This is a genomic window from Sediminitomix flava (assembly GCF_003149185.1).
GTDB lineage: Bacteria > Bacteroidota > Bacteroidia > Cytophagales > Flammeovirgaceae > Sediminitomix > Sediminitomix flava.
Genome location: NZ_QGDO01000004.1, coordinates 277206 through 301080 on the forward strand (window position 1 = coordinate 277206; position 23875 = coordinate 301080).

Genomic DNA, 23875 nt, shown 5'->3' on the forward strand with positions numbered 1-23875 from the left:
TGTTATTAGGATTTTAAAGCCCTCTTATTCAACCTCTCTTACATAGCGTACACCACAACCTACAGCCCAAGTAATGACATTACCGTATGAGCCTTCATTGTCAGCTAATAATACCCACATACTGATGTACTCATTCCACGGATCTTCACCGCTATGCTGGTACCACATATAGGCACTTTTGCCTTGCCCGAAACTATGTGCTGGTCCTGTATTTGGATGATCGTAAGCTACAAAAGCACCACTCATTCGCATTTCCATTCCTGAGCGTCCACCTTCTTTCAGCTCAGTCCCTGCATAGTTATTACCACCATAAGCATCTACTAAGGCTTGAACTTCTTCACCTGTTGGTAATCTCCATCCTTCGGGTGCCATCGCTTCTGCTCCGATGTAAGTATATAGACGACCGTAATGCTTGCGTTCTTCTGGTGTGTCTACTGCTTCTCCGTCGTGGATATTTGCTTTTTTGTCAGCACCATAATACCACGAATGTGGAAAATCTGGATTATCTCCTGGGATAGCTCTGTTGTAGTTTTCAGCCATCCATTCCAAGCCATTTATCTTTACGGTCTTGTATTCTTGATTATCTTCTGGATCTGTCCAAATGCTATGTCTATTGAAAGAATATAACAATGTATCCGCATCCGTCTGACCTCCGTGACTTATCTCATAACGAAGCTTATACACTTCATTTTCTAAACCTTCAAATAATGAATTTGCAAGGGTCGGATTATGAACAATTCCTCCATTTCCTTCCAGTAAAGTCCACTTTACCGTAGCTCCTTCTTGATGATTAGGATAAAGCGTTCCGTATAATTTTTCGCCATAAGCAATATTGTACAATTGGTCTTCTCCAGCATCTGCTCTCAAAGAATCGAAAGTCACTTCAAAACTTGTGTTGACGGTTTGCGAACCATAAGTCACATCCCAGTTGATCGTATATGTTTCGTTTGGTAAACCAATGAACTTAGTTACACAGCTATCTAGTACTTCAAAAGTAGCTCCTTCAGCACCTTCATAAGACCACGTACCTTGTCCGCCATACTTTGTACCATTGGCATCTAGGTGAAGTGTAAAGCTTGTTTTTACCGTATCTGGAAAAAAAACATTCAAACTTGCATCAAGGGCTTTGAAGGAAACATCCAAAACATCACTAACGCTATGTCCATTTTCTGATACCGTCCATTGAAGTGTGTAAATCTCTCCTGGCTCTCCTTTGAACATTGTGTTAGGATCATTTACATCTTCAAAAATACCATTTGCTCCTCTCAAAGTAGACCATAGCCCTACTTGTCCTTCTTTTGGTGTAGAAGCGTCAAGCTCTACCTGATAACCAAAATTTTCTATATCTAACTGGCTATCACCAATCGAGACAACGATTCTAGGGATAGCATCTTCTTGTTCTGTACAGGAATAGACCAAGCCGCCTAAAATAGCGAATAGGATTCCTACATATTTTTGATAACGCATCATTTCTCTTGGATTAGTTGCATTAGGAGAGGAAGGAGTAGCCAACAACTAGCGAACTCCTTTCTCCTAAAAATTGATGGTGGTATTTTTAATAGCCTCTATTCTGATCGTCTTCAGTTAGGGCTTTGTTTGCATCGATTTCGTATTGAGGAATCGGATAAGTCAAACGATAATAGTCTGTGTCATTCGGACCAAAATCAAACTTCACCCAATGGTCTCCCGTTCTTGTGAATCGCTCTTGACGTCTCTTGATATCAAACCAACGGAATCCTTCTCCGAACAGCTCTCGTCTGCGTTCATCCAAGATCAATTGTACCAAATCCGCTCCTGTTTCTGAAGGAAGTGGTGCAAGACTATTTGCACGACGGATTATTTTTGATACTAAATCTTGTGCCTTGTTGTAGTTACCAAGTTCTGCTTCTGCTTCCGCCCAAATCAAATACATTTCTGATGCTCTGATTTTATTGGATTTTGCATTACCGACCTGTGTATCGTGTACAAACTTCATGATACAGTAGTTGTCAGGGTCAATTGGAGTACCATCGTCCCAAGTCAACTCATTTGTTAAGACCCATTTGCGATCATCATTATCATTGAACATCTCAACAAACTTGTCATTTGCCCTAACACTACTGTAACCATAGACAGGGAAGTAAAAAGACGGAATTGTCAGATAAGTATTATTATCCGCCAATTGGTAATCTAAAACAAAGATTGCCTCTGAGGTTTGGTGTGAAAAACCACCTAACCATTCATTTATTGTCATTAATTCTATTTGTTCATCATCTCCTCCTGCTCCATTAATTGCCATTTCAGCATATTTTGAAGCATTTTCCCAATCACCCAAAATAAGGTGTGTTCTTGCTTTAAGTGCGTGAACTCCTCTTTTATCTAAGAATCCTTTATAGTTGTCATAAGGCAATAGTTTTTCAGCCTCATCCAAATCTTCTAAAATAAGCTCGTAGGTTTCTTCTACAGTACTTCTTGGCAAATCAGGCGAGTCTGAATCTGTTGGTTGAGTTCTTAGTATCAAACCTGGATTTGAAGTAGCATCGCCAGCACTATAAGCTGGTGCATACATCTGTACCAATCTCAAATAAGTATAGGCACGCAAAGCATAACCTTGACCTGTCAGAAATTCTTTTTGCTCATCTGTGGCATCTGGAATTCCACCAGCATATGCAATTAAATTATTCGCATTATTGATAACCACATATCCTCTTCTCCAAGGATTGTAGGCATCGTTATAATTTGGAAGTACATTCAACTGATAAGTAGGTACAAACCAATTGTAATTTCCTTCAGAGTTGATCAGAACGTCATCACCAATTATATCGGCACAAATCACAGAGCTTAAGCCATCAAAATAATAATGACTCAACATATCGTAATTTCCGACCAAAGCTGCATAGGCTTTATCAAAGGCTAAAAATGTGTCTTCTGGTAAGACACCTCCTGCACGAGAAGGATCTTCTTCCAAAAACTTCTCACAAGAACTCAATGAGAAGAGTGTCAAGAAAACTAAAAGTAATCTATTTATTTTCATTGCTTTATATTCTATAGTGAGTGATTAAAATTCAACGTTTACACCTAGTGTAAGCTTTGCTACTCCAGGAATTCCTAAACCTGTACTACCACCTACACCTACTTCAGGATCATAGCCTTTGTAATCTGTAAAAGTCAGAAGGTTCTCTCCTACTGCATACACTCTGAAGTTTTGCATTCCCATTTTGTTGGTTAGATGCTTTGGTAAAGTATAGCCCAACGTGATGTTTTGTAACCTCAAGTAAGAACCGTCTTCCAAGAATCTCGTTGAAGTTTGATGACCGTTATCGGTATTGTTTGCCATATAACGAGGTACATCTGTGATATCACCTTCTTTTGTCCAAGCGTCTAATGCATCTGTAGCCAAGTTTGCACCTGGGTTAGAACCATCATGCATGTTTTGCGCATAGTCGCTGTTGTAAATCTTATTTCCGTAATTGAAATACAATAGGAAGGATAAATCAAAGTTTTTGTAAGTGAACATATTGGTCAGACCTCCATAGAATTTAGGAAGAGCAGAACCTACCATCACTCTTTCTGCCTTGCTGTAATCACTTGTTACTTCACGACCTGTTCCATGAGGATCCATTCTTGCGTCTTCTGCATCTGTAGACCCCGTATTTGTGAACCACATTGGTTTACCGTTCGATGGGTCTACCCCTGCCCATTCTACCATGTAGAATTGGAAAAGATCACTCCCTGGTTTTAAGATATAATTACCCGACTGAATTTCATCATGTCCATCTGCCAAAGCGGTCAACTCATTTTGGTTATGCGTGATGTTGAAGCTTGTAGACCATGAGAAATCATTTGTCTTGATATTCGTAGTTGTGATTTCTAGCTCGATACCTTGGTTGGTAATCTCTCCAGCATTTTGGAATAAGCTATTAAATCCTGTAGTTGGCGATTTTGGAACCGCATACAATAGATCATCAGACTGTCTGCGATAGTAACCCAATGTACCACTCACTCTTTGGAATACTGTAAAGTCCAAACCAAGATCTAATGATTGGTTTTTCTCCCAACGTAAATCTGTATTTTCTAATTGAGAAGGAACCATACCCGGCATACCTCCGTAATTTGCTCCTAAAGCATAGATTGGCAAACTTGTATAAGCCCCAAAGTTCTTGTTACCTGAAGTACCATAACTAGCTCTCAGTTTCAAGAAATTCACCCATTCTGAATTTAATAAGAATGACTCTTCTGAGATTCTCCAACCTAAACCAACAGAACCAAATGTTCCCCATTTATTTCCTACCGAAAAATTAGAACTCCCATCAGCTCTCACTGAAGCACTCAAATTATATCTGCCCTTGTATTCGTAGTTTACTCTTGAAAAGAATGAAGCCATAGCACCAAAAGAAGCGCCTGTACTTGCCGCCGTTGGCGTAGAAGCACCCGATAACTCATAACTTCCGTCAAATGCATAATTCGTTGCTTCTGTAGATTGACTTTTAGACTCCCAAGCATTCGCTTCTTGACCTAACATCACATCTAAGAAACCCTCTCCAATATTTTTATTCCATGAAAGAAGATTCGTTGTATTCAAGGTATAAACACTTGATGCCGAAGCTGAACCTCTACCGTTTACCGCTGCACCATTTCCATGTTCTGGGTTGTAATAGGTAAAGCCATCTGAGTCTGTATAATCTACTCCATTGGTAGATCTGAACTTAATGTCAAGAGGCAAACTCAATTCTGCATAAGCATTTACAATCGCTCTTTTCGACCAAGAACGGTAAATATCTTTTTCTGCTAGACCAACAGGATTAAAGTCAAAGCTCACCTCGTTAGACCAATTGTAATCGCCATTATTCAAGTAGATTGGTGTTGCAGGGTTAAATAGCTCTGCTGAACGCACAGGGTTAGCTGCAGCCCCGCCACCAGGTACACCATTTCCAATTGAGTAAGTGAAAGATGTATTCACCCCCATTTCTAACCAAGAGTTCATCTTTTCTACCCCATTGAAACGGAAAGTAAAACGTTCGAAGTCTGTTCCGATCACAACTCCTTTTTCATTGAAGTAACCTGCTGAAACCAAAATTGAACCTGTCTCTGAACCTTTGCTGATACTCAAATTGTAAGCCTGCGTCAATCCTGTTTGGTAAACGGCATCTCTCCAATTTTCATCGACTACAATACTTGCAAACTCATCAAGCTCTGGAGTCCAAGTTTGCGTATTGAAACCAACATAAGGATTGTATTCATCATACGGTGAATAAGGATTCCAACCCGAACGAGCCGCTACGTTTTTATTGGCATATGCAAAAGCTTCTTGTCCTGTCATTTGAGCGTTTTCATCGTAGAAAACACTGTTGTACAAACCCACCCATGTCTGCTGATAATACTGAGCAGAATTCATAAGGTCGTATCCGTTTGTTGCAATTCCTGAAATACCTGTCGAAGCATCTAAGCTAATCTTAGTATTTCCTTTAGAACCTTTTTTGGTTGTAATAATGATTACACCATTGGCTGCACGAGAACCATACAATGCAGATGCACTCGCATCTTTCAATACTGTAGTAGAAGCAATATCATTTGGGTTGATATCAGAAACACCTCCATTCAAAGGAACTCCATCGACCACATAAAGCGGTCCTGTCCCTGCTGTCATTGATCCAATACCACGAATATTTACACTTGGCTCTGCTCCTGGCTGACCAGAACTACTTGTTACTTTCAAGCCCGACATTGCTCCTTGTAGAGCTTGAGTCGCTGAAGCCAAAGGTCTTTTCTCGATAGATTCTGCACTTACAACTCCTGCCGAACCTGTAAAAGATTCTTTTGTAGTTTCACCGTAAGCGACAACCATTACTTCTTCAAGTTCTTTGGCATCTGTCTCCAAATTCATATTGATGATCGTCTGATTCCCCACTACAACTTCTTGTTCTTTCATTCCGATAAATGAAAAGACCAATACGGTTTCTGAACTGGGTACCTCAAGGCTATATGCCCCGTCTAAGTTTGTCGTTGTCCCTAAGGTGGTGCCTTTCACAAAAATGTTTACACCTGGTAAACTCTCGTTGCTTGCAGCGTCTTTGACCGTTCCTTTCACTACGAAGGATTGGGCAAAAACATTTAAGCTGCTCACTACCAAAAAGAGTAAAAAAAGCAGTCGTTTCAAATGCATGGTTTTGAATTGGTTTCTATACTAAATTTTGTTCGTTATATATTCAGCAAGTAGAACTAATATCGTGACTGCTGTAGTCAGTAGCATCACGATATTAAACTTGACATGTATTCCCATTTTCTTCTTCTCTCTCTGCTCCATAACTCAAGAGTGTTTGATTTTATTCACACAATTTGAATCTTTAAAAACAGGAAAACGACTAAATACTACTTATACATAAATCTAGTACCATATGAACACACAAGAAACTACAAATCAACACTTTGTGATTTTAATAAATTTTTAATAATCAATAATAATATGAATGAATATTAGCTAACAATCCCAAATTTTAGTTTTATGTGTGCCTTCATGAACATTATCTGTAATCTCAATTCTTGAAAAAGCCGTCTCTACCTCTGAATATTGATAAAACACGTAGATAATATTGATTTTCACACTTTCACCTAACGAAATATTTAAACAAAAAAACGTATAACTAAGCTTAGTTATACGTTTTATCATTAGGCTATTTTTTTCTGTTAGCTTAACTCTACATGCAATTCTCGCTGCTTCTTCCTAAACTCACTCGGAGTTATACCCATTTTTTGTTTGAAGAGTCTATTGAAAGTAGCTTTCGTATTAAAACCTGCTTTATAAGCTATAATTTCTAATTTCAAATCTTGGTATTCATCCCCTTTCAACAAAGCAATAGCCTCTTCCAATCTATATTCATTCATGACATCATAGAAATGGGCTTTGTAAGTATAAAATATCAATGCTGATAGTTGATTTCGAGTAAAACCAAGGTCATCCACAAGCTCTTGTAGCGTGAGTTTTGTCTTTAAATAAGGCTTTTTATTTTCTATATATACGCTCAATTTCTTTGAATTTGCCAACATTTCCTCATTCTCTTCTTGGATAACTTCCTCTTTTTCATCCTCTATGATGACATCTACTAACTCTTCACCTTCACTAAGCTGTATTTCTTTGAAAATCTCGGGCTGACGGAGTGCGTTATAACTGATAAAGTAAATAAGAACTACTATAGACAAATAGGTGAGCTGGAAAAACACTAAACTATCTTCGGCTAATATCCAATCCCAAAACGTACCAACACTCCCTAATAACCAAATAATTACCACTGCAATGATCAAGTTTCTCAACCAATGAAATGTCATCGTATCATTTTCTGAAACTACATCTTTGAGCTTCATATTAAATCTGCGTAAGTGCTTTATACTCAGAAATGAATACAACAAACCTTGTATAACAATCACTAAGCTGGTCACCTGGCTACCTACATCCAACAAAGAACCCATCCACTCTGGATGATGATCGAATATGGCTTGTCGTTTTTCTTCCGCAGATAGAATGTAAAACGGAATACCACTCAACAAAAAGCCCAAACTTGGTAAAAAATGAAGTAAATCTTTGTTGGAGAAGCTTTTAGCAGACGTTGTTACGTACTTTGTATATAGATAAATCGGAGGGAAAAAGCTATACAGAAAGACCGATGTCACCCTGAACAGATGGGGATAATCCCACCACACTTTATTGGATTGTAGGGCAAAACTTAAACAACAAACCGCCCATGAGAAAGACATTACTGCCAATACGCTGTTAGGCGTTCTATTACTTTTACTCAATAATAAAAAGACTGTCATCATGAGTGCTTGGAAAGCCCCCATAATCAGTAAGGTTTGATAAATTGTCATGAATGAAACTAATCTACCGTTAGTATATAATGGTGAAATTATTCTGCTCTCTTATTTTCATCATCAGCCTAAAAATATGAATAAAGAAAGAGCCAATAATAAAGACACAGCTAGCCTTTAAAAGGTAAAAACTACTTTGCCTTATTTCTTCGAGAACTTATAAGAATTATTTGATTCAGTAAATATTAAAAAATAAATAGAATTTCCATATTTCTTCAAAGAAAAAACTAGCTAAAAAAGTGTAATTTATAGATGGTTTTTAAGTAGAAAAGAAGGACGAAACCACTTCATTATTAGGGATTATTAAGTAAGTCCTTCCAAAAAGAAACTTTTTGATTTACAGTAACCTTCCTCCTTTGTGGCATTGGCTTATCTCGGTTCTCTCAAAATGGAGAATATTTTTTAGGGAACGATAAACCAAATTCACAAAAAATGTGTCTGACAAATCAAATAAAATAGAGGTATGGAAGTCATAGGACGGACAGATAAAATTGATTTACCAACATTGGGTCTTTTCGATATCGAGACGAAAATAGATACAGGTGCATACGGCTGTGCCTTGCATTGCCACCATATTGAAGTTGTTGAGAAAGACAATAAGAAAGTACTCTCATTTATGGTACTCGATCCCTCACATCCCGAATACGATGATAAGGTTTTCTACACCGAACATTTTACTGAAAAAGATGTAAAAAGCTCTAGTGGCGAATCAGAACACCGTTTTGTTATTCAAACTGTGGTTGAATTATTCCATGAACAAAGAACCGTAGAGTTTTCTCTGACTAACCGCCAAGAGATGAAATATCCTGTGCTGATGGGTAGAAAGTTTTTAGCTGGGCATTACGTCGTAAATGTACAGTTGAAAGATCTGTCTTATAAAACTAAAACAAAGAAAAAATAATGAAAATAGCTGTACTATCTCGTAACCCTAATCTTTACTCTACTAGAAGACTAGTAGAAGCCATAGAAAAAAATGGACATGAAAGCCTTGTTATCGACTTTCTGAAGTGTGATATCATTATGGATCAAGAAGGACCTTCTATTTATTATCGTGGTTCTCGTTTGAAAGATATTGATGCCATTATTCCAAGAATAGGAGCCTCTGTTACTTTCTATGGAACAGCAGTGGTAAGACAGTTCGAAATGATGGATGTCTTTGCCGCAGTTAGTTCTTTAGCCATAACAAGATCTCGAGATAAACTTAGAAGTCTTCAAATTCTTTCACAACAGGGAGTCGGACTTCCCAATACAGCATTCACTAATTATAGTAAAGGAGAAAAGAAAGTTTTAGAACATATCGGTGATGCCCCTGTCGTAATCAAGCTTTTGGAAGGTACACAAGGCTTAGGGGTTATTTTGGCAGAAACGAATAAAGCCGCAATATCTGTAGTAGAAGCATTCGAGAAGTTAAACACACGTGTAATTCTACAAGAATTCATTGAAGAAGCGGGTGGAGCAGATATCAGAGCTTTTGTAGTGGATGGAGAGATTGTAGGTGCAATGAAGCGCCAAGGTGCTGAAGGAGAATTTCGTTCAAATCTACACCGAGGTGGTAGTGCTAAGTTGATTAAGCTAAGTCGTAAAGAGAAATCTACGGCAATAAAAGCAGCAAAAGCAATGGGACTTTCTATTGCTGGAGTAGACATGCTTCAATCTAAAAGAGGACCTGTAGTGATGGAGGTTAACTCTTCACCGGGTTTGGAAGGAATTGAGGCGGCTACAGGAGTTGATATCGCTGGTAAAATCATAGAGTTTATCGAGAAGTCAGCTTCTAAAAAGAAAAAGAAGAAAAAAGGTAAAATTAAGGCGTAGAATATGCGTATCAAAAACATAGAAATTGGATTAGGAGAAGTAAAAAGAATAGATGTAAATATTGCGAAACTTCCTTCTCATACTCCTATCGATATTCCAATCACAATTGCAAGAGGCAAAAAGCCTGGTCCAGTGTTATTGTTGATGGGAGGATTACATGGTGATGAGATTAATGGAATTGAAATCGTTCGTCGAATCATTGAAAAAGACTTACATATTCCTTCAAAAGGAACTGTAATCTGTATTCCAATTCTGAATATTTACGGATTTATCCATTTCACTAGATACGTACCCGATGGAAAAGATATTAACCGTTCTTTTCCGGGTAACAAGAATGGATCATTGGCATCTAGAGTCGCACATTTCATGATGAAAGATATTATCCCTCAGATTGATTATGGGGTAGATTTTCATACAGGAGGTGCAGACAGAACCAATTATCCACAAATCAGATGTATGTACAATGACTCTGTAAATGCGGAACTAGCCGATGCATTTTGTGCGCCATTTACCATGCATTCTGCATACCGATCAAAGTCATTACGTCAGTCGGCAGCTAAACTCGGTAAAAAAATATTGGTTTATGAAGCTGGGGAATCTTCAAGGTTTGATGAACATGCTATCCAATTAGGAATTGATGGTACTATTCGCCTCATGAACCATTTAGGGATGTCAAAAAGAAAAGTATCTAAACCCAAATATAAAAATCAGTTTATCCGCAAATCATCTTGGATTAGAGCACAAGTTTCGGGAATTTTCCAAAGCGAAGTCAACCAAGGTGATCGTGTTACCAAGAAACAAACTGTAGGGTACATTACTGATCCATTTGGCGACTACAAGAAAAGTATAAAATCGCCTTCAGATGGTTTTGTGATTGGTTTAAACAATGACCCTATTCTTCATCAAGGAGATGCGGTTATGCACATTGGAGTAGTTTAAAAAATAAAAATGCAAAAAGTAAAATTCCAATTGTGCAAAAAGTACAAAAACTGATTCAGTCAGTGTTTTATATTTGTGATTAACAATAGATTGATCTAATTATGATCTATTCCAAATTTCTTCATTTTTCCATGAAAATACATCCCCATTTTCAGTGAATTAAAAAGAAATAGTTAAATCTGATACATAAATAAAAAACGATGATTTCAAGTAGCGAAATCATCGTTTTTTCATATTATCAAAATTAAGTAGGTGGACAAATGATTACGGGTATTCTATTCGAAGAGTTAACGAAGTGATCTTCGAATTAAGAATGGGAATTAGAGTCTTCAGACTCGACATTTTAGCAAATTTTTCGAGTCTGAAGAACTGCGTCCGCCTCTGTATCCATTTATGAGTTCTTAGAATAACTCTAAGAACAGTAAAGTTTTATCTCGAAAATATATGCCCTAGTAATTATTTAATCAGTTTAAATATAACTTTCTCTGTTCCCTTAGTCACATTTAAGATATAGACACCAGAATTCCATTTATGTGTATCTATCCTGAACTCTGTACTTCCACTTTGCGGCAAAGATTCTGCTCGGTAAAATTTCTTTCCTAATACATTAGATACACTCAAAGTTATACCTTGTGAATCCGTCACAAGAAAGCTTTCATCGAGTTTACAGATAAGGTAATCACTGAATGGATTGGGGTAAACCAAAATTTTCTGCTGAAGAGCGGAATCAAAGCCTGTTACCAAATTATCATCTTTATCTTCGTCTTTTTCCATATCAAAATAAGTGATCAACTGATTTGCAAATTGCTCCTTCATTTGCTGATTGGACACACTTTCTACAGGGAAAGAGAGATAAACAACAGCGCCTTCTTCTTCACCACTTCCAAAATGTCCTTTATATGCAATTCCTGCTACTTTATTAGGTTGATCAAATTCAAAGATTTTTATCGCTCCGCCTAAAGGTTGAATAGCATCAGGATAGTCTTCGGGATAAACCTCCCCAAAAGCCAGTGTTGTTCCTGTAAAATATTCATTTACCGATTTTGCTGGCGAATAAGCCGACTCTCCGTCATCTACAAAATCAGCTTTTAAGTACTGATTATAAAACACCTTGTCTGTGGCCGAACCTTTGACAGATAAATCCCAACCAATTTCAGAACCACAAACAAACAACTGTCCGCCGCTATTTAAGTAGGCTTTTACTAAATTCTGTTCACTCGGACTAAAAGTAGAAAAAGTCGTTGATTCATCTCCTGTAAACCAAATCACAATTTCATAATCTTCCAATTGGATTTTTCTATCTACAATAACCTCGTTGGCTACTGAAGAAATACTATAATCTCGATCTAGTACTTTTTCAAAAATAGTACTGTAATCTGCCACAAAATCATGATATGCTTTTCCCCATGAACCACTTCCTCCATAGCGGTCAAAACCATCAACAATTAATAGTTTGCGTTGATTATTTCCCAAAGGACTATAAGCATAAGTGTCTGTTTCTTGGCTAATATCTCCGTCAGCACTGACTGCCTGCAACTTAAAAAACTGTGAAGTACTCTCATTATTCTCTCTTGCTGCCATTGAGAAACTGTATGAATCGACACCTTGGACTAAGGTAGATTCATCTTCAACAACCTCCCACTCTGTCGGTTGTGCAGCAGAACTTTGTAATAATCGATACCCTGTCACAAACGAATCTGGACTTTCCGCCCAAGAAATCGATAGTTCGCCTTCTTCATTATCGCCAACATAATGTAGTGTAGGAGCATTTGGTTCAGGACAGTCTCCATCAATACATTGACCATTATATTCAGCGACTACTGCATAAAAAATATCGTCTACCAATTCCCACCAAGTATCACCATTTGCAGCATAGCCATTTGCATGAATAGCCACCGACACATCTATTGAAGGGATATAAAATGTAATACTTTTGTATCCTGTCAGTGTACCTGTATGTCCATGATGTACAATATTATCTTGAATCCAAAGTCTTGTTCCTAAGCCATAATCAGATGAGTTTGCAGAAGGCTTTATCATTTCAGCAAGCGATGCTTCACTCAAGAAGTCTTTGCCGTAAATTGTTTTTACAAACTTGGCTACATCTGATGGCGTAGAAACCATTGCTCCCGCAGCTCCAACAGGACTTTTGTGATATTCGTAAGCTCTATAATTTTCAGCCAAATTTGAGATTTTATCTGTAGGACTGCTACTATCATCTAAAAATGTATCATCCAACTCAAGAGGCATAGTTATAAAATCAGAAAAAGCTTCTCTTAGACTCTTTCCCGTTATTTCTTCGACTAATAACCCTAGTAAATAATAACCTGTATTTGAATAATTGTAAGATGCATTTGGCTGATGTGCTGGACCATTAGCATTACTGTAAGAAAGAACTTCTTCGGCAGTCCAAACATGAGACGGATTATCTACGGCTTCATCCCAAAAAGCTGAATTATCAAAATGATCATAAACCCCTGCCGAATGGTTTAACAACTGTCTTATTGTAATAAGATCAGCATTGGGCAGTCCTTCTATTGTCAGGTAATCTGATAATTTATCATCAATATTCAACAGTTTTTTGTCTTGCAAATGCAAAACCAAAGCTGCTGTAAATGTCTTCGAAATACTCGCAATGTAAAACTGAGAAAGGGTATCCATCTCCGTTTGTGGTGACACTTGTGTATTCCCTTTTCCTACTGCTGCAAAGATATTCTCTCCTTCTGGAGTGTTTACAGCCAAAGCCACTCCTGGTACGCCTGTTTTCTCCCAAGAGGCTTGAAGTGTTTTTTGCAGATTTTCTTGAAAAGAAGTTTGTGCTAAAAGTGGATAGGAAGTGCTTAAAAAAGTAAGCAAAAATAAAATAGCGAATTGAGCTATACGGTTCATAATAGATTGATCTAAAAAGTAATGTATCCAAATATCTAGATTAATCTTGTGGTATATATGACCGAATTCAGTGATTTGGTAAATGAAAAAAGAGGTGATTTCAACGATCGAAATCACCTCTTTTTGTGGATTTTGGACGAAATATTGAAGAGAAACATTCCCTAAGGAATGCTCCCTTCACTCATTACGTGGACTTATTGTTTGATCATCTTCTCAGTTCTGATCACAACTCCATCTACACTTACAGTGTAAACATAAACTCCAGCGTGTAGCCTAGTTGCATCGAAAGCAACTTTTTGAGCACCTGCTGACTGAGTCTCTGATAGTACTTCTGAAACAAGACTTCCTTGTAGATTATACAAAGCGATTGATACTTCTGATCTTTCACTTAATGTATACTCAAAGTAAGTTGTTCCTGCTACTGGATTTGGATACTGAACGAATGAAGATGCTGATTCGTCTGATGAAAGAACCGTTGCTGGATCATACTCATCTACTACAGCCGTAAATGTTCCAGTAACTACTCCACCTTTTTGATCATCTGCTGTGAAGTTTACAACAGTTTCTCCGATCTGAAGAGGAATCATTACTACTTCATTACCCGCTTGAGTAAATGCTGCTACAGAATGATCAGCTACTTCAAAAGTGATGATCACCTCATCGTCTTCATCTACATCTGTTACAAAAGAAGAAATTGCTTCAAGCTCATTTCCATCTCTCATATTCAATGATACGATCTCTTCTACTACTACAACTGGAATGTTATTGTTGTTTTTCACAATCACTTCCATTGGAAGTACATTCTCCATTCCATACTCGTCTGTAACCGTTAAGTTCATAACGTACTCACCTGCATCGTAGAAACCTGGTGCCATTGAGAAGAATGCGGTATCACCTTCTGTAGAGAAAGTAACGAATTCTTCACCTTCAAATGCCCAAGTGTATGCATTCATTTCCTTATCCTCCGCAACTACTGTAAACTCGATTACCTCGTTTTCAGTTACAGAAATTGAATTTGGCTTATCAACAAATACTGGTGCTTGGTTAGCATGCATATGAATGTCGATCACTTCACCCGTATTATTTACATCGTTTGATGTAACTACAGCTTTAGCAAACATATCTGCATCTAATGCATAAGAAGCATCAAAAGTAGCAATGATCTCTAGGGAATCACCTACAGCTACTTCACCTTCTTGCGTTGAGAATGACAACCACATGTTAGAAACTGCTGTTTCCTCTCCTGCAGCTACCATCCAACCTTCTGTTGCTAATGGAGCACCTTGAGTTGTGATATCATACCACTGATCTCCGCCCCAGAACATAAATCTATTTTCAATTGCTTCATCTTGAGAAATTGTTCCTTGCGGATACTCTACTCCGAAACCATATTCAAAAATCACCCAGAACTTCTCGTTAGGAAGTATTTTAATTGCCTCAGACAATTCGAAGGTCATAAAACTACCCGCTGCATCCTCGCTAGATGTTTCTGTCGTAAACTCTTCAAAGTGAAGTGTCTCAGCAGTCCACACATCTGAACCTACACGGATTGTCACTGCGATATCTTGATTATCGGCTCCTTTAGGACGGTACCAAGTTCTCACATGTGATAAGTTGAAACCTTGTTGCGGTGCTGTAAACCCTGTTCCTGATACAAATTGCTGACTTGCACCAAATCCTACCATTTCTGTAGGAACAGTATCCATTTCAGCATTGAAGTATTTCAACTCATTATTAAGCTCTAACTCTGAATCAGATTTTGTTTCTACAAATACAGGAGCTTCTGTAGCTGCCAATGTAGATATGACATTTGAAGATACTCTTTGCTCTACTGCGACTACTTCTTCTAATGCTTCTCCACGACTATGTTCAACTTCCATTGAGAAGTGAATTACAGCTTCACCTTCTCTATTGTCAATTAAAATACGACGTGTTTCAGTTTGATCTGCATAGTTTGTGACTACGTTCATATCATCTGAAGTTACAACTAATGTAGGCGAAGGAATTGCATTCCAAGTGATTGGCATACTTACCACCTTGCCATCACTGTAAGTCACATCAATTGTATCATACATTACATCGTACTCTCCTACTGAAGGCGTAATGATTACTTTGTACATCGAAGAAGCTGTAGGTACAACATCTTGTCCTGCAATTGTTAGTTTAGCCAATTGACTCTCTGGGAACCAACCTGTCTGAGGAGGGAACCATCTGAAGCCAGGGATTGTGCCCCAAATCTCAACAGCAACATCAGTATTACCTGACCTTGAAGCAAATCCTTCAATTTTTGCAGTACCAACACCTTCGTTTACAAATGAGAACTCTGCTTCATAAGAAGCTCCTCCAACAGCTACAATTGGTCCGAAATCAATACTATCCTCAACAGCTACTAATTCTGGAGCACCATTTACGTTTAGCTCCACTGGAATATTTACGGATGCATTCGCTGGATCATTTGTAGTAACTACGATATTTGAAGTATAGTTACCCGCAAATACATTACCCTCAAATACCATGTCGAAATCTTTCGACGTACCAGCTGGGATAGTGAAACGCTCTGAAGGAGACATTGTCACTACCATTCCATTTTTGTATGATGAACTAGAGAAACGGAATACTTCAGTTCCTAAAGTACCATCTGCATTTTCCGTACCTACAACTTCACCACCCAAAATTCTAGAACCTTCTACAGTTTTATACTGAATCTTGATTTCTCCTGACTTGAATAGAATCAATTGGTATTCAGCCATTGTAAATGAAGTACCAAAGAAATCAAGCATTGTATCCCATTGGAACGTTACTTTATCATCTTCAGCTAGGAAATAAATACCTGCGTCTTCATTGATATCAAATACCTTTTGTCTTGCCCAAAGTGGAGCAATAATGTTATTTACAGCGTCATTTTCTCCTAGTGTAAGTGGCGAACCTGCAAATCCACCTAAAGCTTGACCACCAGTAAATGAAACCAAACCATTATAAGCCATATATGCTTTGCTGTAAGACTCTCCGTAGAACATAAAGTCAAACCCTAACTCTACTTCATTCCAACCTGCATAATGATCTAATTTTGTTCCACCTGCAGATTTAAGATCTGTCCACACGAAAGTAGGAGCAGAAGGGTCTGTTCCACCATTCAATACTTCAAAATTCGTCTTATATGAGTAAGTATATTCAGGAAGTTCCATTGCTGAAACAGCTGGAGAAACTGCCTCTCTTACATAAGCCCATTGCTCACCTGAGAATGATACCTGTAGATCACCCAATCCATCATTAGAGATAGAGAACGATTCTGTAACTTGCTCACCATATTCAATAGTCGCTGAAATCACATCCGTTGGAATAATTGCTACTGGAGGTTCAATAACGTTTGCGCTCAATGCTACTGAAATAGTTGTATCAGCAGAAACGATATCTAATGTATCCATTAATTCAGCTATCGCATCAGTATTCGCATTTACCTTTATGTACGAAGAATACTTAGGATTCAGGCTAATTGGTAGAGCATCAACTTCAATACTGAAGTTTCCATGACGAAGGGAAACATCTGTCACATTGATTGAACCAGTTCCTTCATTCATTACAACCACAACATCTTGCTTAGTTGCTCCCTTGTATACATTACCCATATCGATAGCAGAAGTACTCGCCATCAATGAAGGATTTCCTCCTTCTGTTATGTCTACATTAAACGTTACGTGAGAAGTTGGAGCTGCTGGATCATTTGACGCAATAACTAATTTCTGGAATTGGTTACCTGCTGTTAGATCATCTGTTGTCAACTCATAGTCAATTGTAACTGACTCACCTACCTGTAATAAACCACTTGTTAGTGAAATATCGTTAACCAAAGATACTCCTGGGCTCGCAAGCGTAATAGTAGTACTATCTTCAGTAACTTCTAAAATATCGTTATCTGTGTATTTCTGATAAATAAGAATACCATCATCCTGAGACGGACTCTCCATCGCTATGAACTGTCTAGTTGTCGTATTCCAATCTTTGTAGCTCATCGTGATATCACCATTCTCTTTCACTACAAACTGAATAGAACCTGAACCGTAGTTTCCAAAAACAACATTGTTATAAGAAACGATTAATTCACCAGCATTACGTTGGAAGAATACTTCACCACCTTTGATAAGGTCCATAGGGCTACCAATTGCAGAGAAATAACCACCTGTAATACGAGAAGAACCATAATCTAATGTAGAACCTTTACCGAATGCTTTCTCATCATCAAATAAAGTCAATACACCTCGGTCAGTGATATAAAGTTTGTTTACAGGCTTACCAAAATAAGGGAATGCAAAACCTAAATCTACTTCGTAATAGTAGTTCTCAGTAACTTTAAAATATTCAGTTAAGCTTTCTCCAGAAGCAGAAATATCTGTCCAGTTGAAATTCGCTTTTACAGTATCAAAATCAGCCACATAACCATAGCTACTTCCATGATTTACACCTTCAATGCTATAATCAGGAGCATAACGAGGCATGAAGAAATTCAATGGATAGTCTCCAGTATTTGTAAGCGTGAATGCGCCATTCAATGTATCACCAAGAGCAATGCTTGCAAAGTCATGTGAAGTTTGGTCAATCGTAATTTCTGAAGGAGCTACTGCTGCACCAAAAATATTAAATGCAAACTTATTTCCTTCTGTGTCTTTCAAACTAACTACGCCATTTTCGTTACCTGCTACTGAAGGCGTGAAACGGAATCGTAATGCTTGCTTTGAACGTGCAGGAACTGTTCTAGGCGTTTCCAACAATTCAAAGTGAGCATTTGAGACTTCAATAGATTCTACAGGGAACAACCCGTAACCATAGTTAGCAATGTTCAATTCCATTTCTCTTGAAGCACCAACTAATACAGAACCAAAATCGTAGATTGGCATAGACGCCAACTCATACTCACGTCCTTCTACATTAATCGTAACAGGAACTACTACTTCTTTCTCATCTGGATCGTTTGAACGAATACGGATATTTGAAGTATAAGAACCGTTAATCAGGTTATCTGCATTTACATTGAAAGCTACATCAGTTGTATCCAATCCTAATACATCGCCTTCAGAAGGAGACAATGAAATATACTCACCTAAATAGTCATTCTTTGAAATAGCAGACATACGCCATCCACCATCTACAATACCTAATTCATTTACCAACAATGGGTGCAAGTCAGCCCAAGACTCTCCATTAGAGTCTGAGAACTTCTGATGCAAAATAGCATTGTCTACATCTGCAACTCTACCAATTGATAATGGTATTAAGTTCTCCTCATCGGCTGGCAAGTGAACCACAACCCAGAAATAGTCATATGTAGAAATATAAACTTGATCTTCTAGCTTGATACTCCAATCTAAATGGTAATCAGATTTCCCACTAAACTCTTGTGTATGAACTGTATTAGCTGTTTCAATATCTCTACCTTTCTTAACCTCAATCGTAGCTGTAGTTCCGAAAGGTACACGCATACGAACTTTTAAGTCAGTCAAGTTAAAACCATTTGGATATGTGTTATCTACATAAAAACGAGTAGCTCCTGAGTTTGGCTTTTCACCATCTCCATTACCAATACCCAATGTTTGGTTCTTTTGGAAATCAATGTAAGACATTGTTCTTTCCTCAAATGCAGGAAGGTCATCTCCAACAGATGTCACTGCTGGTAATTCTTCTGCAATAATTGTCGCAGTTCCTTCAGAAGGTAAGAATACATCATTTACACCCGAAGTAGCAATATTAGTTGACTTATGCTTTACTGAAGCATTCCACTCTAATACACCTTCATCCAAGTTTCTAATTTCAAAAGAACCAGTTCCTTTAAGTTCACCATCAGTCAAATCAAATGCGATAGAAGCATCAGTATCGATATCTGGACCTGCATTTGTCATCGCTTCAATTACGTTAGAAATACCTGAAGGATTTCCGAAACGATCTTTTGCAACAACAGTAATGAAGTAGTTTGTCTCAGGTACTAATTCTGTTACCTTGAAGTTATTTACAGCTCCAGTATCTGCTGACAAACGAGTAGAAACCATACTAGCTGAAGCAAAGTTTTCAGCTGTAATCTCACTTGTAGAATAGTATACATCATAGTTAAATGCTCGTACATCATCCTCATCAGTTGTCGTAGTCCACTCTAAAGTAACAAAGTCTACTGAAGCTCCTGTTGCTACAAGGTCTGTAACAGCCAATGGAGCAATTCCTTGATCTGGCTGAAGAGCCAAATAAGCATCAATTGCACCAATACCTAGTTTACCTACAAACTCAGGGTTTTTCTCATCAATACTTACCGTTGAAGAAAGCAATTGCTTCTTCAAATCTTCTGCCGTATAATTTGGTCCTCCAAACTTAGAAACAACAAGTCCTGCTACACCAGATACATGCGGACAAGCCATTGATGTACCATGAATAAAAGCATATTTGTCATTTGGCCAAGTAGAAAGAACACCATTAGCACCGTCAATAGCCATATCACCACCTGGTGCCGCAATGTCTACCCACTCACCGTAGTTAGAGAAATATGAACGAGTGTAATCTGCACCTAAAGAAGATACTGAAATTACCTCTTCCATATAACCTGGGTAGTACTTATCGTCGTTGTTATCATTACCTGCAGCAAAGATGACAACTCCACCTTTCATTGGCGAGCCAGGGAAATTACCTGCTTCAGCAATAAAATATCTGATGGCATCTAATACCGCTTGCTCATAAGCTCCAGGTCTTGTATATCCCCAAGAGTTTTGAGAAATAACAGCTCCGTTATTTGCTGCGTACACAAAAGATGCTGCAGTATTGCTCACAAAACCTCCTAGAGTTTGAAGTCCCATGATACGTACACCATCTCCAATACCTGTACCACCAGCTACACCTGCTACACCAACACCATTGTTGTTTGTTGCCGCCACTGTACCAGCTACGTGAGTACCATGGTCTCCGACCACCAAAGTACCTTGGTCGTATGAGAATGAATAACCATGAACGTCATCGATGTATCCGTTGCCATCATCATCTACACCGTCTTCTCCATTCAATTCGGCTTCGTTTACCCACATATTACGCACAAGGTCTTCGTGGTCTACATCAAAACCGTTATCATGAACCGCAACTACAACGTTTGATTTACCAGCTTCAATTTCCCATGCCTTGAAAGCATTGATATCAGAACCTTCTGTTGCAATCTCTGTCTGACCTGTGTTATTATAGTGCCATTGATTTCCTAGCAACTCATCATCAAAGCTATTTTCAGCTTCTTGAGCAGCCTCAGACATCTCCATTACTTGATATGGAGCATTTGTTTTCTGATAGATTTGCTCAGCACGCTCTACTTCTGCAATGTTATTGAAGTCCAATGCTGCTACAGCTTCACTAGCTGATGCATTTACTGATACTTCATACCATAGATGTAGTCCGTGTGCACGCATTCTATCTTCATAACGAGCATCATATGGGAAAACTCGTCTCATGCCTCTCACATTATGTTTTACAGCTAATGCATCAAATGTAGAAACACCTAGTGAAAGAGTACCTATCGAAGGATTTAATCCTTTTGGAGATCGCATTAAAGTTGTCTCCATTTCAGGCTTAAACTTTACACGGATCACCCCTTGCTGCACCCCTTTTTCAAAGGTTGCTGCAATTGGCGTGTGTTGAGCCTGTACATTCGCTCCTGCGAACACATACAGTCCCACCGCGCAAGCCATTGCCTTTACAGTTTTAGATAAAAAATGATTCATAAAATTGAATTGGTATTATTTAAATATATAGAGTAATTAGTTTTGTTGTTTCTTATTGAGTGCATCGAGTAATTTCTTTAAAGCCTCTGTTTCTGCTTTCTTCTGATCGATCAGTTCTCTTAGCTCTTGTTCTTCAATTTCACTCTTGCTTTTCCCCTCAAATTCTTCTCTCACTTTCTTTCTACTTTTTGAACTCATGACATACAATCGTTAAAGCCTTTTCCAAGCTTAACCATATTTAGAATATTCATGAATTTTATTGGATTACTTATAGCATACACCAGCTAAAAAAGTAGTATACATTGAGTATACACAAAACATAAAACACTAATTACCAACACTTAAAAATCAATCACTTCATAACAAAACTAAATCCACATACAAGCATTTAGTATAATTACACACTAAAAAAAATGTAATCTCATCATCTAATAAAGGTGTAAATCCATTGTTTTCCACATGGATAATCAGTCTCCTTTATCTATCCGAATTTATGAATCAGCTTTAAAAAAATAGGTAAATAAAAATGGCAAAACATACCACCTCATACTTACTTTAAATAAGAAGTATGAATATCAAAAATGGAGGTAAGATAGGAAAATGAAAATTAGTAATATTCTTAGTTATATACTTGCTAAGAATGCATGAAGATCGGTATCTGATCCTGTTAAACCTAGCTTTTTACGAAGTCTAAAACGGGCTACATTAATGGTTCGGGGCTGCTGTTGAGTAATTGAGGAAATATCTTTTGTACTCATATTTAGCAATAGAAAAGCACAAAGCTTTCGTTCGTTAGCTGACAGGTCTGGATAACGCTCATGAAGCCTTTGGTAAAACTCTGTATGAACTTGTTGAAATTGTATTTCGAATTCCTTCCAAATTTCGTCTGAAGAAGAAGATTGTAAAGAATAAATCATCTTACGAATCGGACGTTTATTAGCTTCTTTTAAATCAGACTGTATGCCTATCAAATCATTTGAAACTTGATTAATCAGTTGATTTTTCTGAATCAAGTTCATAATGTTAGTAGTAAGTTCTTTGTTTTTGTACTCTAAACTTTGATTGAGTGCATCATTTTCTAAGCGGAGCTGATCTTCTGCTAACCTTGCTTTTTCTTTAGCCAAGAAAGCCTGTTTGGTCTTCGACCTTTGCAAAAGATACAACATCAGAAAAATGACGAGTAGAAAAACAAGTGTTCCTACAATCATCCTAGTCTGTGCCCTTTGCTTTTGCTTTTCTGCTTCATATTCCAAATTATTGATCTCAATCTTATGCTGATTGATCAATCGGGAAATATCTTGTGCCTTTTGCTCTGTATCTATCTGCGATTTTTTTGTAACATAAGCCTCTAAATAGCTTAAAGCTTTTGCTGTCTCATTCATTTGTGAGTAAACCTCATAGTAACCAGAATCTACGTAGGTTTTCATATCGGTAGAGCCATAATGTTCAGCTACAGCATCTGCTTCCTTAATCGCTTTTAGCGCATCTTTGTATTTTCCACCCTTCGAATAAATTGTACTTATTTCAAGCAAGGGAGTTATTGTTCCTTTCAAGTCACCGATACTTTGCTTGAGTTCATAGGCTTTTTCGAAATAAACTAAAGCTTGATCATACTTATCTTCATCTACAAACACTTTCCCAATATTGTGAAGGATACTGGCCTCTATGGCTTTATCTCCATACTCTTGGGCTTCAGAAAGGGCTCTTTCGTAGTGTAATAAGGCTGCATTATTTTTTTGTTTTTGATGACTGATAATTCCAAGATTCATAGTCATATAAAACTTTACTCGTTTTATGATCTCGGGATCAATCTCTTCTGAAAGTTTAAGGGCTTTTTCAAGGTAATGTTCTGCTTTCTCTATATTTCCTTCTTCTACATAGACCATTCCTATGTTGTTGTAGGCATTTACCATCCTTTCTACATCACCAATCTTCTGTGCAATGTTAGCAGCTCTCATATAATAATCAGCGGCCTTCAAAAAGAAACCTTGCATATAGAATACATTCCCATATTGATGATAATACTTAGATAATTCTAAGGATGGTGACATCTTTTCGGTGAGTAAACTTGCTTGCTTAATGAAAAGATGGGCTTTGTCAATATCTCTGTTCAAATAGAAACCCGTCAATTGAAATAGATGATTCATTCTGATAGAATCTGACTCTACTCCTTCCAATTGAGCTTCTAAACTGTCCATCTTCAGTATAGTCTCCTCTGTGCTTTGTTCTGCTCCTAATACCCATGATGGTAAAAAGACAATTAGTACCCCCCAAAAAAATCTCATATACAGTTAGTCGCGAAGATGTGATTGAATTACAAATATTAATTAAGTACTTAAATATAATAAAGTCACTATAAATTCTAAATATATTAATACTCAAAGTTTGCTTTTATTCCCTCTACTTAAATACTTCCTTATAATTGAATGGTTTGAATACGAACATTATACACTGAAATAGTGTACAGTTTGTTATCTTCTTAGCGAAAAAAGAATAATTTAAGCAATCTGAAGAGCTTCCGTCATCTTTTCTCACATCACTTGAAATTAAAGCTTAAATGATTTTTTTGTACTATTTCCTTCGGTGCCTGTCTAAAAAGACATTGAGAAGAAAAGAGGCTCCTCTGAAGTTTTAATTTTTCAATAGAAATTACCTTGTAC

At 37.6% G+C, this 23875-nt stretch carries 11 protein-coding genes; 3 read left to right on the forward strand and 8 right to left on the reverse strand.

Features of this window, described 5'->3' with window-relative positions; translation table 11 throughout:
- Positions 1-24: 24 nt before the first annotated feature.
- From BC781_RS16650 to BC781_RS16670, 4 genes are all read right to left on the reverse strand, one after another.
- The gene (locus BC781_RS16650) at positions 25-1470 is read right to left on the reverse strand and encodes an FISUMP domain-containing protein (RefSeq protein WP_146201715.1); all 1446 of its coding nucleotides are present in this window, start codon (positions 1468-1470) and stop codon (positions 25-27) included.
- A gap of 85 nt (positions 1471-1555) precedes the next feature.
- Positions 1556-3013 carry a RagB/SusD family nutrient uptake outer membrane protein gene (locus BC781_RS16655; RefSeq protein ID WP_109619856.1) on the reverse strand — a complete coding sequence of 486 codons (1458 nt, stop codon included), beginning with the start codon at positions 3011-3013 and terminating at the stop codon, positions 1556-1558.
- A 24-nt stretch (positions 3014-3037) separates the two neighbouring features.
- Positions 3038-6142: a SusC/RagA family TonB-linked outer membrane protein gene (locus tag BC781_RS16660; protein WP_109619858.1), complete on the reverse strand. Its 3105-nt coding sequence runs from the start codon at positions 6140-6142 to the stop codon at positions 3038-3040.
- 521 nt (positions 6143-6663) lie between these two features.
- Entirely contained in the window at positions 6664-7839 is a 1176-nt protein-coding gene (locus BC781_RS16670; protein ID WP_109619861.1) for a helix-turn-helix domain-containing protein, read from the reverse strand.
- Between the two features lie 463 nt (positions 7840-8302).
- Between BC781_RS16670 and BC781_RS16675 the strand changes: the two genes are divergently transcribed.
- From BC781_RS16675 to BC781_RS16685, 3 genes are read left to right on the forward strand one after another with little or no spacing between them, the layout of a single operon-like run.
- On the forward strand, positions 8303-8740 hold the full coding sequence (locus tag BC781_RS16675) for an ATP-dependent zinc protease family protein (RefSeq protein ID WP_109619863.1): 438 nt from the start codon (positions 8303-8305) through the stop codon (positions 8738-8740).
- Positions 8740-9651 (forward strand): 30S ribosomal protein S6--L-glutamate ligase, encoded by a 912-nt coding sequence (gene rimK, locus BC781_RS16680; protein WP_109619865.1) that lies wholly within the window; start codon positions 8740-8742, stop codon positions 9649-9651. Before BC781_RS16675 ends, rimK begins: the two co-directional genes overlap by 1 nt.
- Positions 9652-9654: 3 nt before the next feature.
- Complete coding sequence (locus BC781_RS16685) at positions 9655-10590, forward strand: succinylglutamate desuccinylase/aspartoacylase family protein (RefSeq protein ID WP_109619868.1); 936 nt, start codon at positions 9655-9657, stop codon at positions 10588-10590.
- Positions 10591-11046: 456 nt separating this feature from the next.
- Here BC781_RS16685 and BC781_RS16690 read toward each other — a convergent pair whose 3' ends face one another.
- The 4 genes from BC781_RS16690 to BC781_RS16700 all read right to left on the reverse strand — a co-directional run bounded on the left by BC781_RS16690 (position 11047) and on the right by BC781_RS16700 (position 23500).
- A complete protein-coding gene (locus BC781_RS16690) occupies positions 11047-13479 on the reverse strand; it encodes a serine hydrolase (protein ID WP_146201716.1) in 2433 nt (810 codons plus the stop codon).
- 194 nt (positions 13480-13673) lie between these two features.
- On the reverse strand, positions 13674-21215 hold the full coding sequence (locus BC781_RS16695; RefSeq protein WP_109619871.1) for a S8 family serine peptidase: 7542 nt from the start codon (positions 21213-21215) through the stop codon (positions 13674-13676).
- Positions 21216-21251: 36 nt separating this feature from the next.
- Positions 21252-21413 carry a hypothetical protein gene (locus BC781_RS25530; protein ID WP_158281504.1) on the reverse strand — a complete coding sequence of 54 codons (162 nt, stop codon included), beginning with the start codon at positions 21411-21413 and terminating at the stop codon, positions 21252-21254.
- Between the two features lie 425 nt (positions 21414-21838).
- A complete protein-coding gene (locus BC781_RS16700; protein ID WP_109619873.1) occupies positions 21839-23500 on the reverse strand; it encodes a tetratricopeptide repeat protein in 1662 nt (553 codons plus the stop codon).
- Positions 23501-23875: the final 375 nt, after the last annotated feature.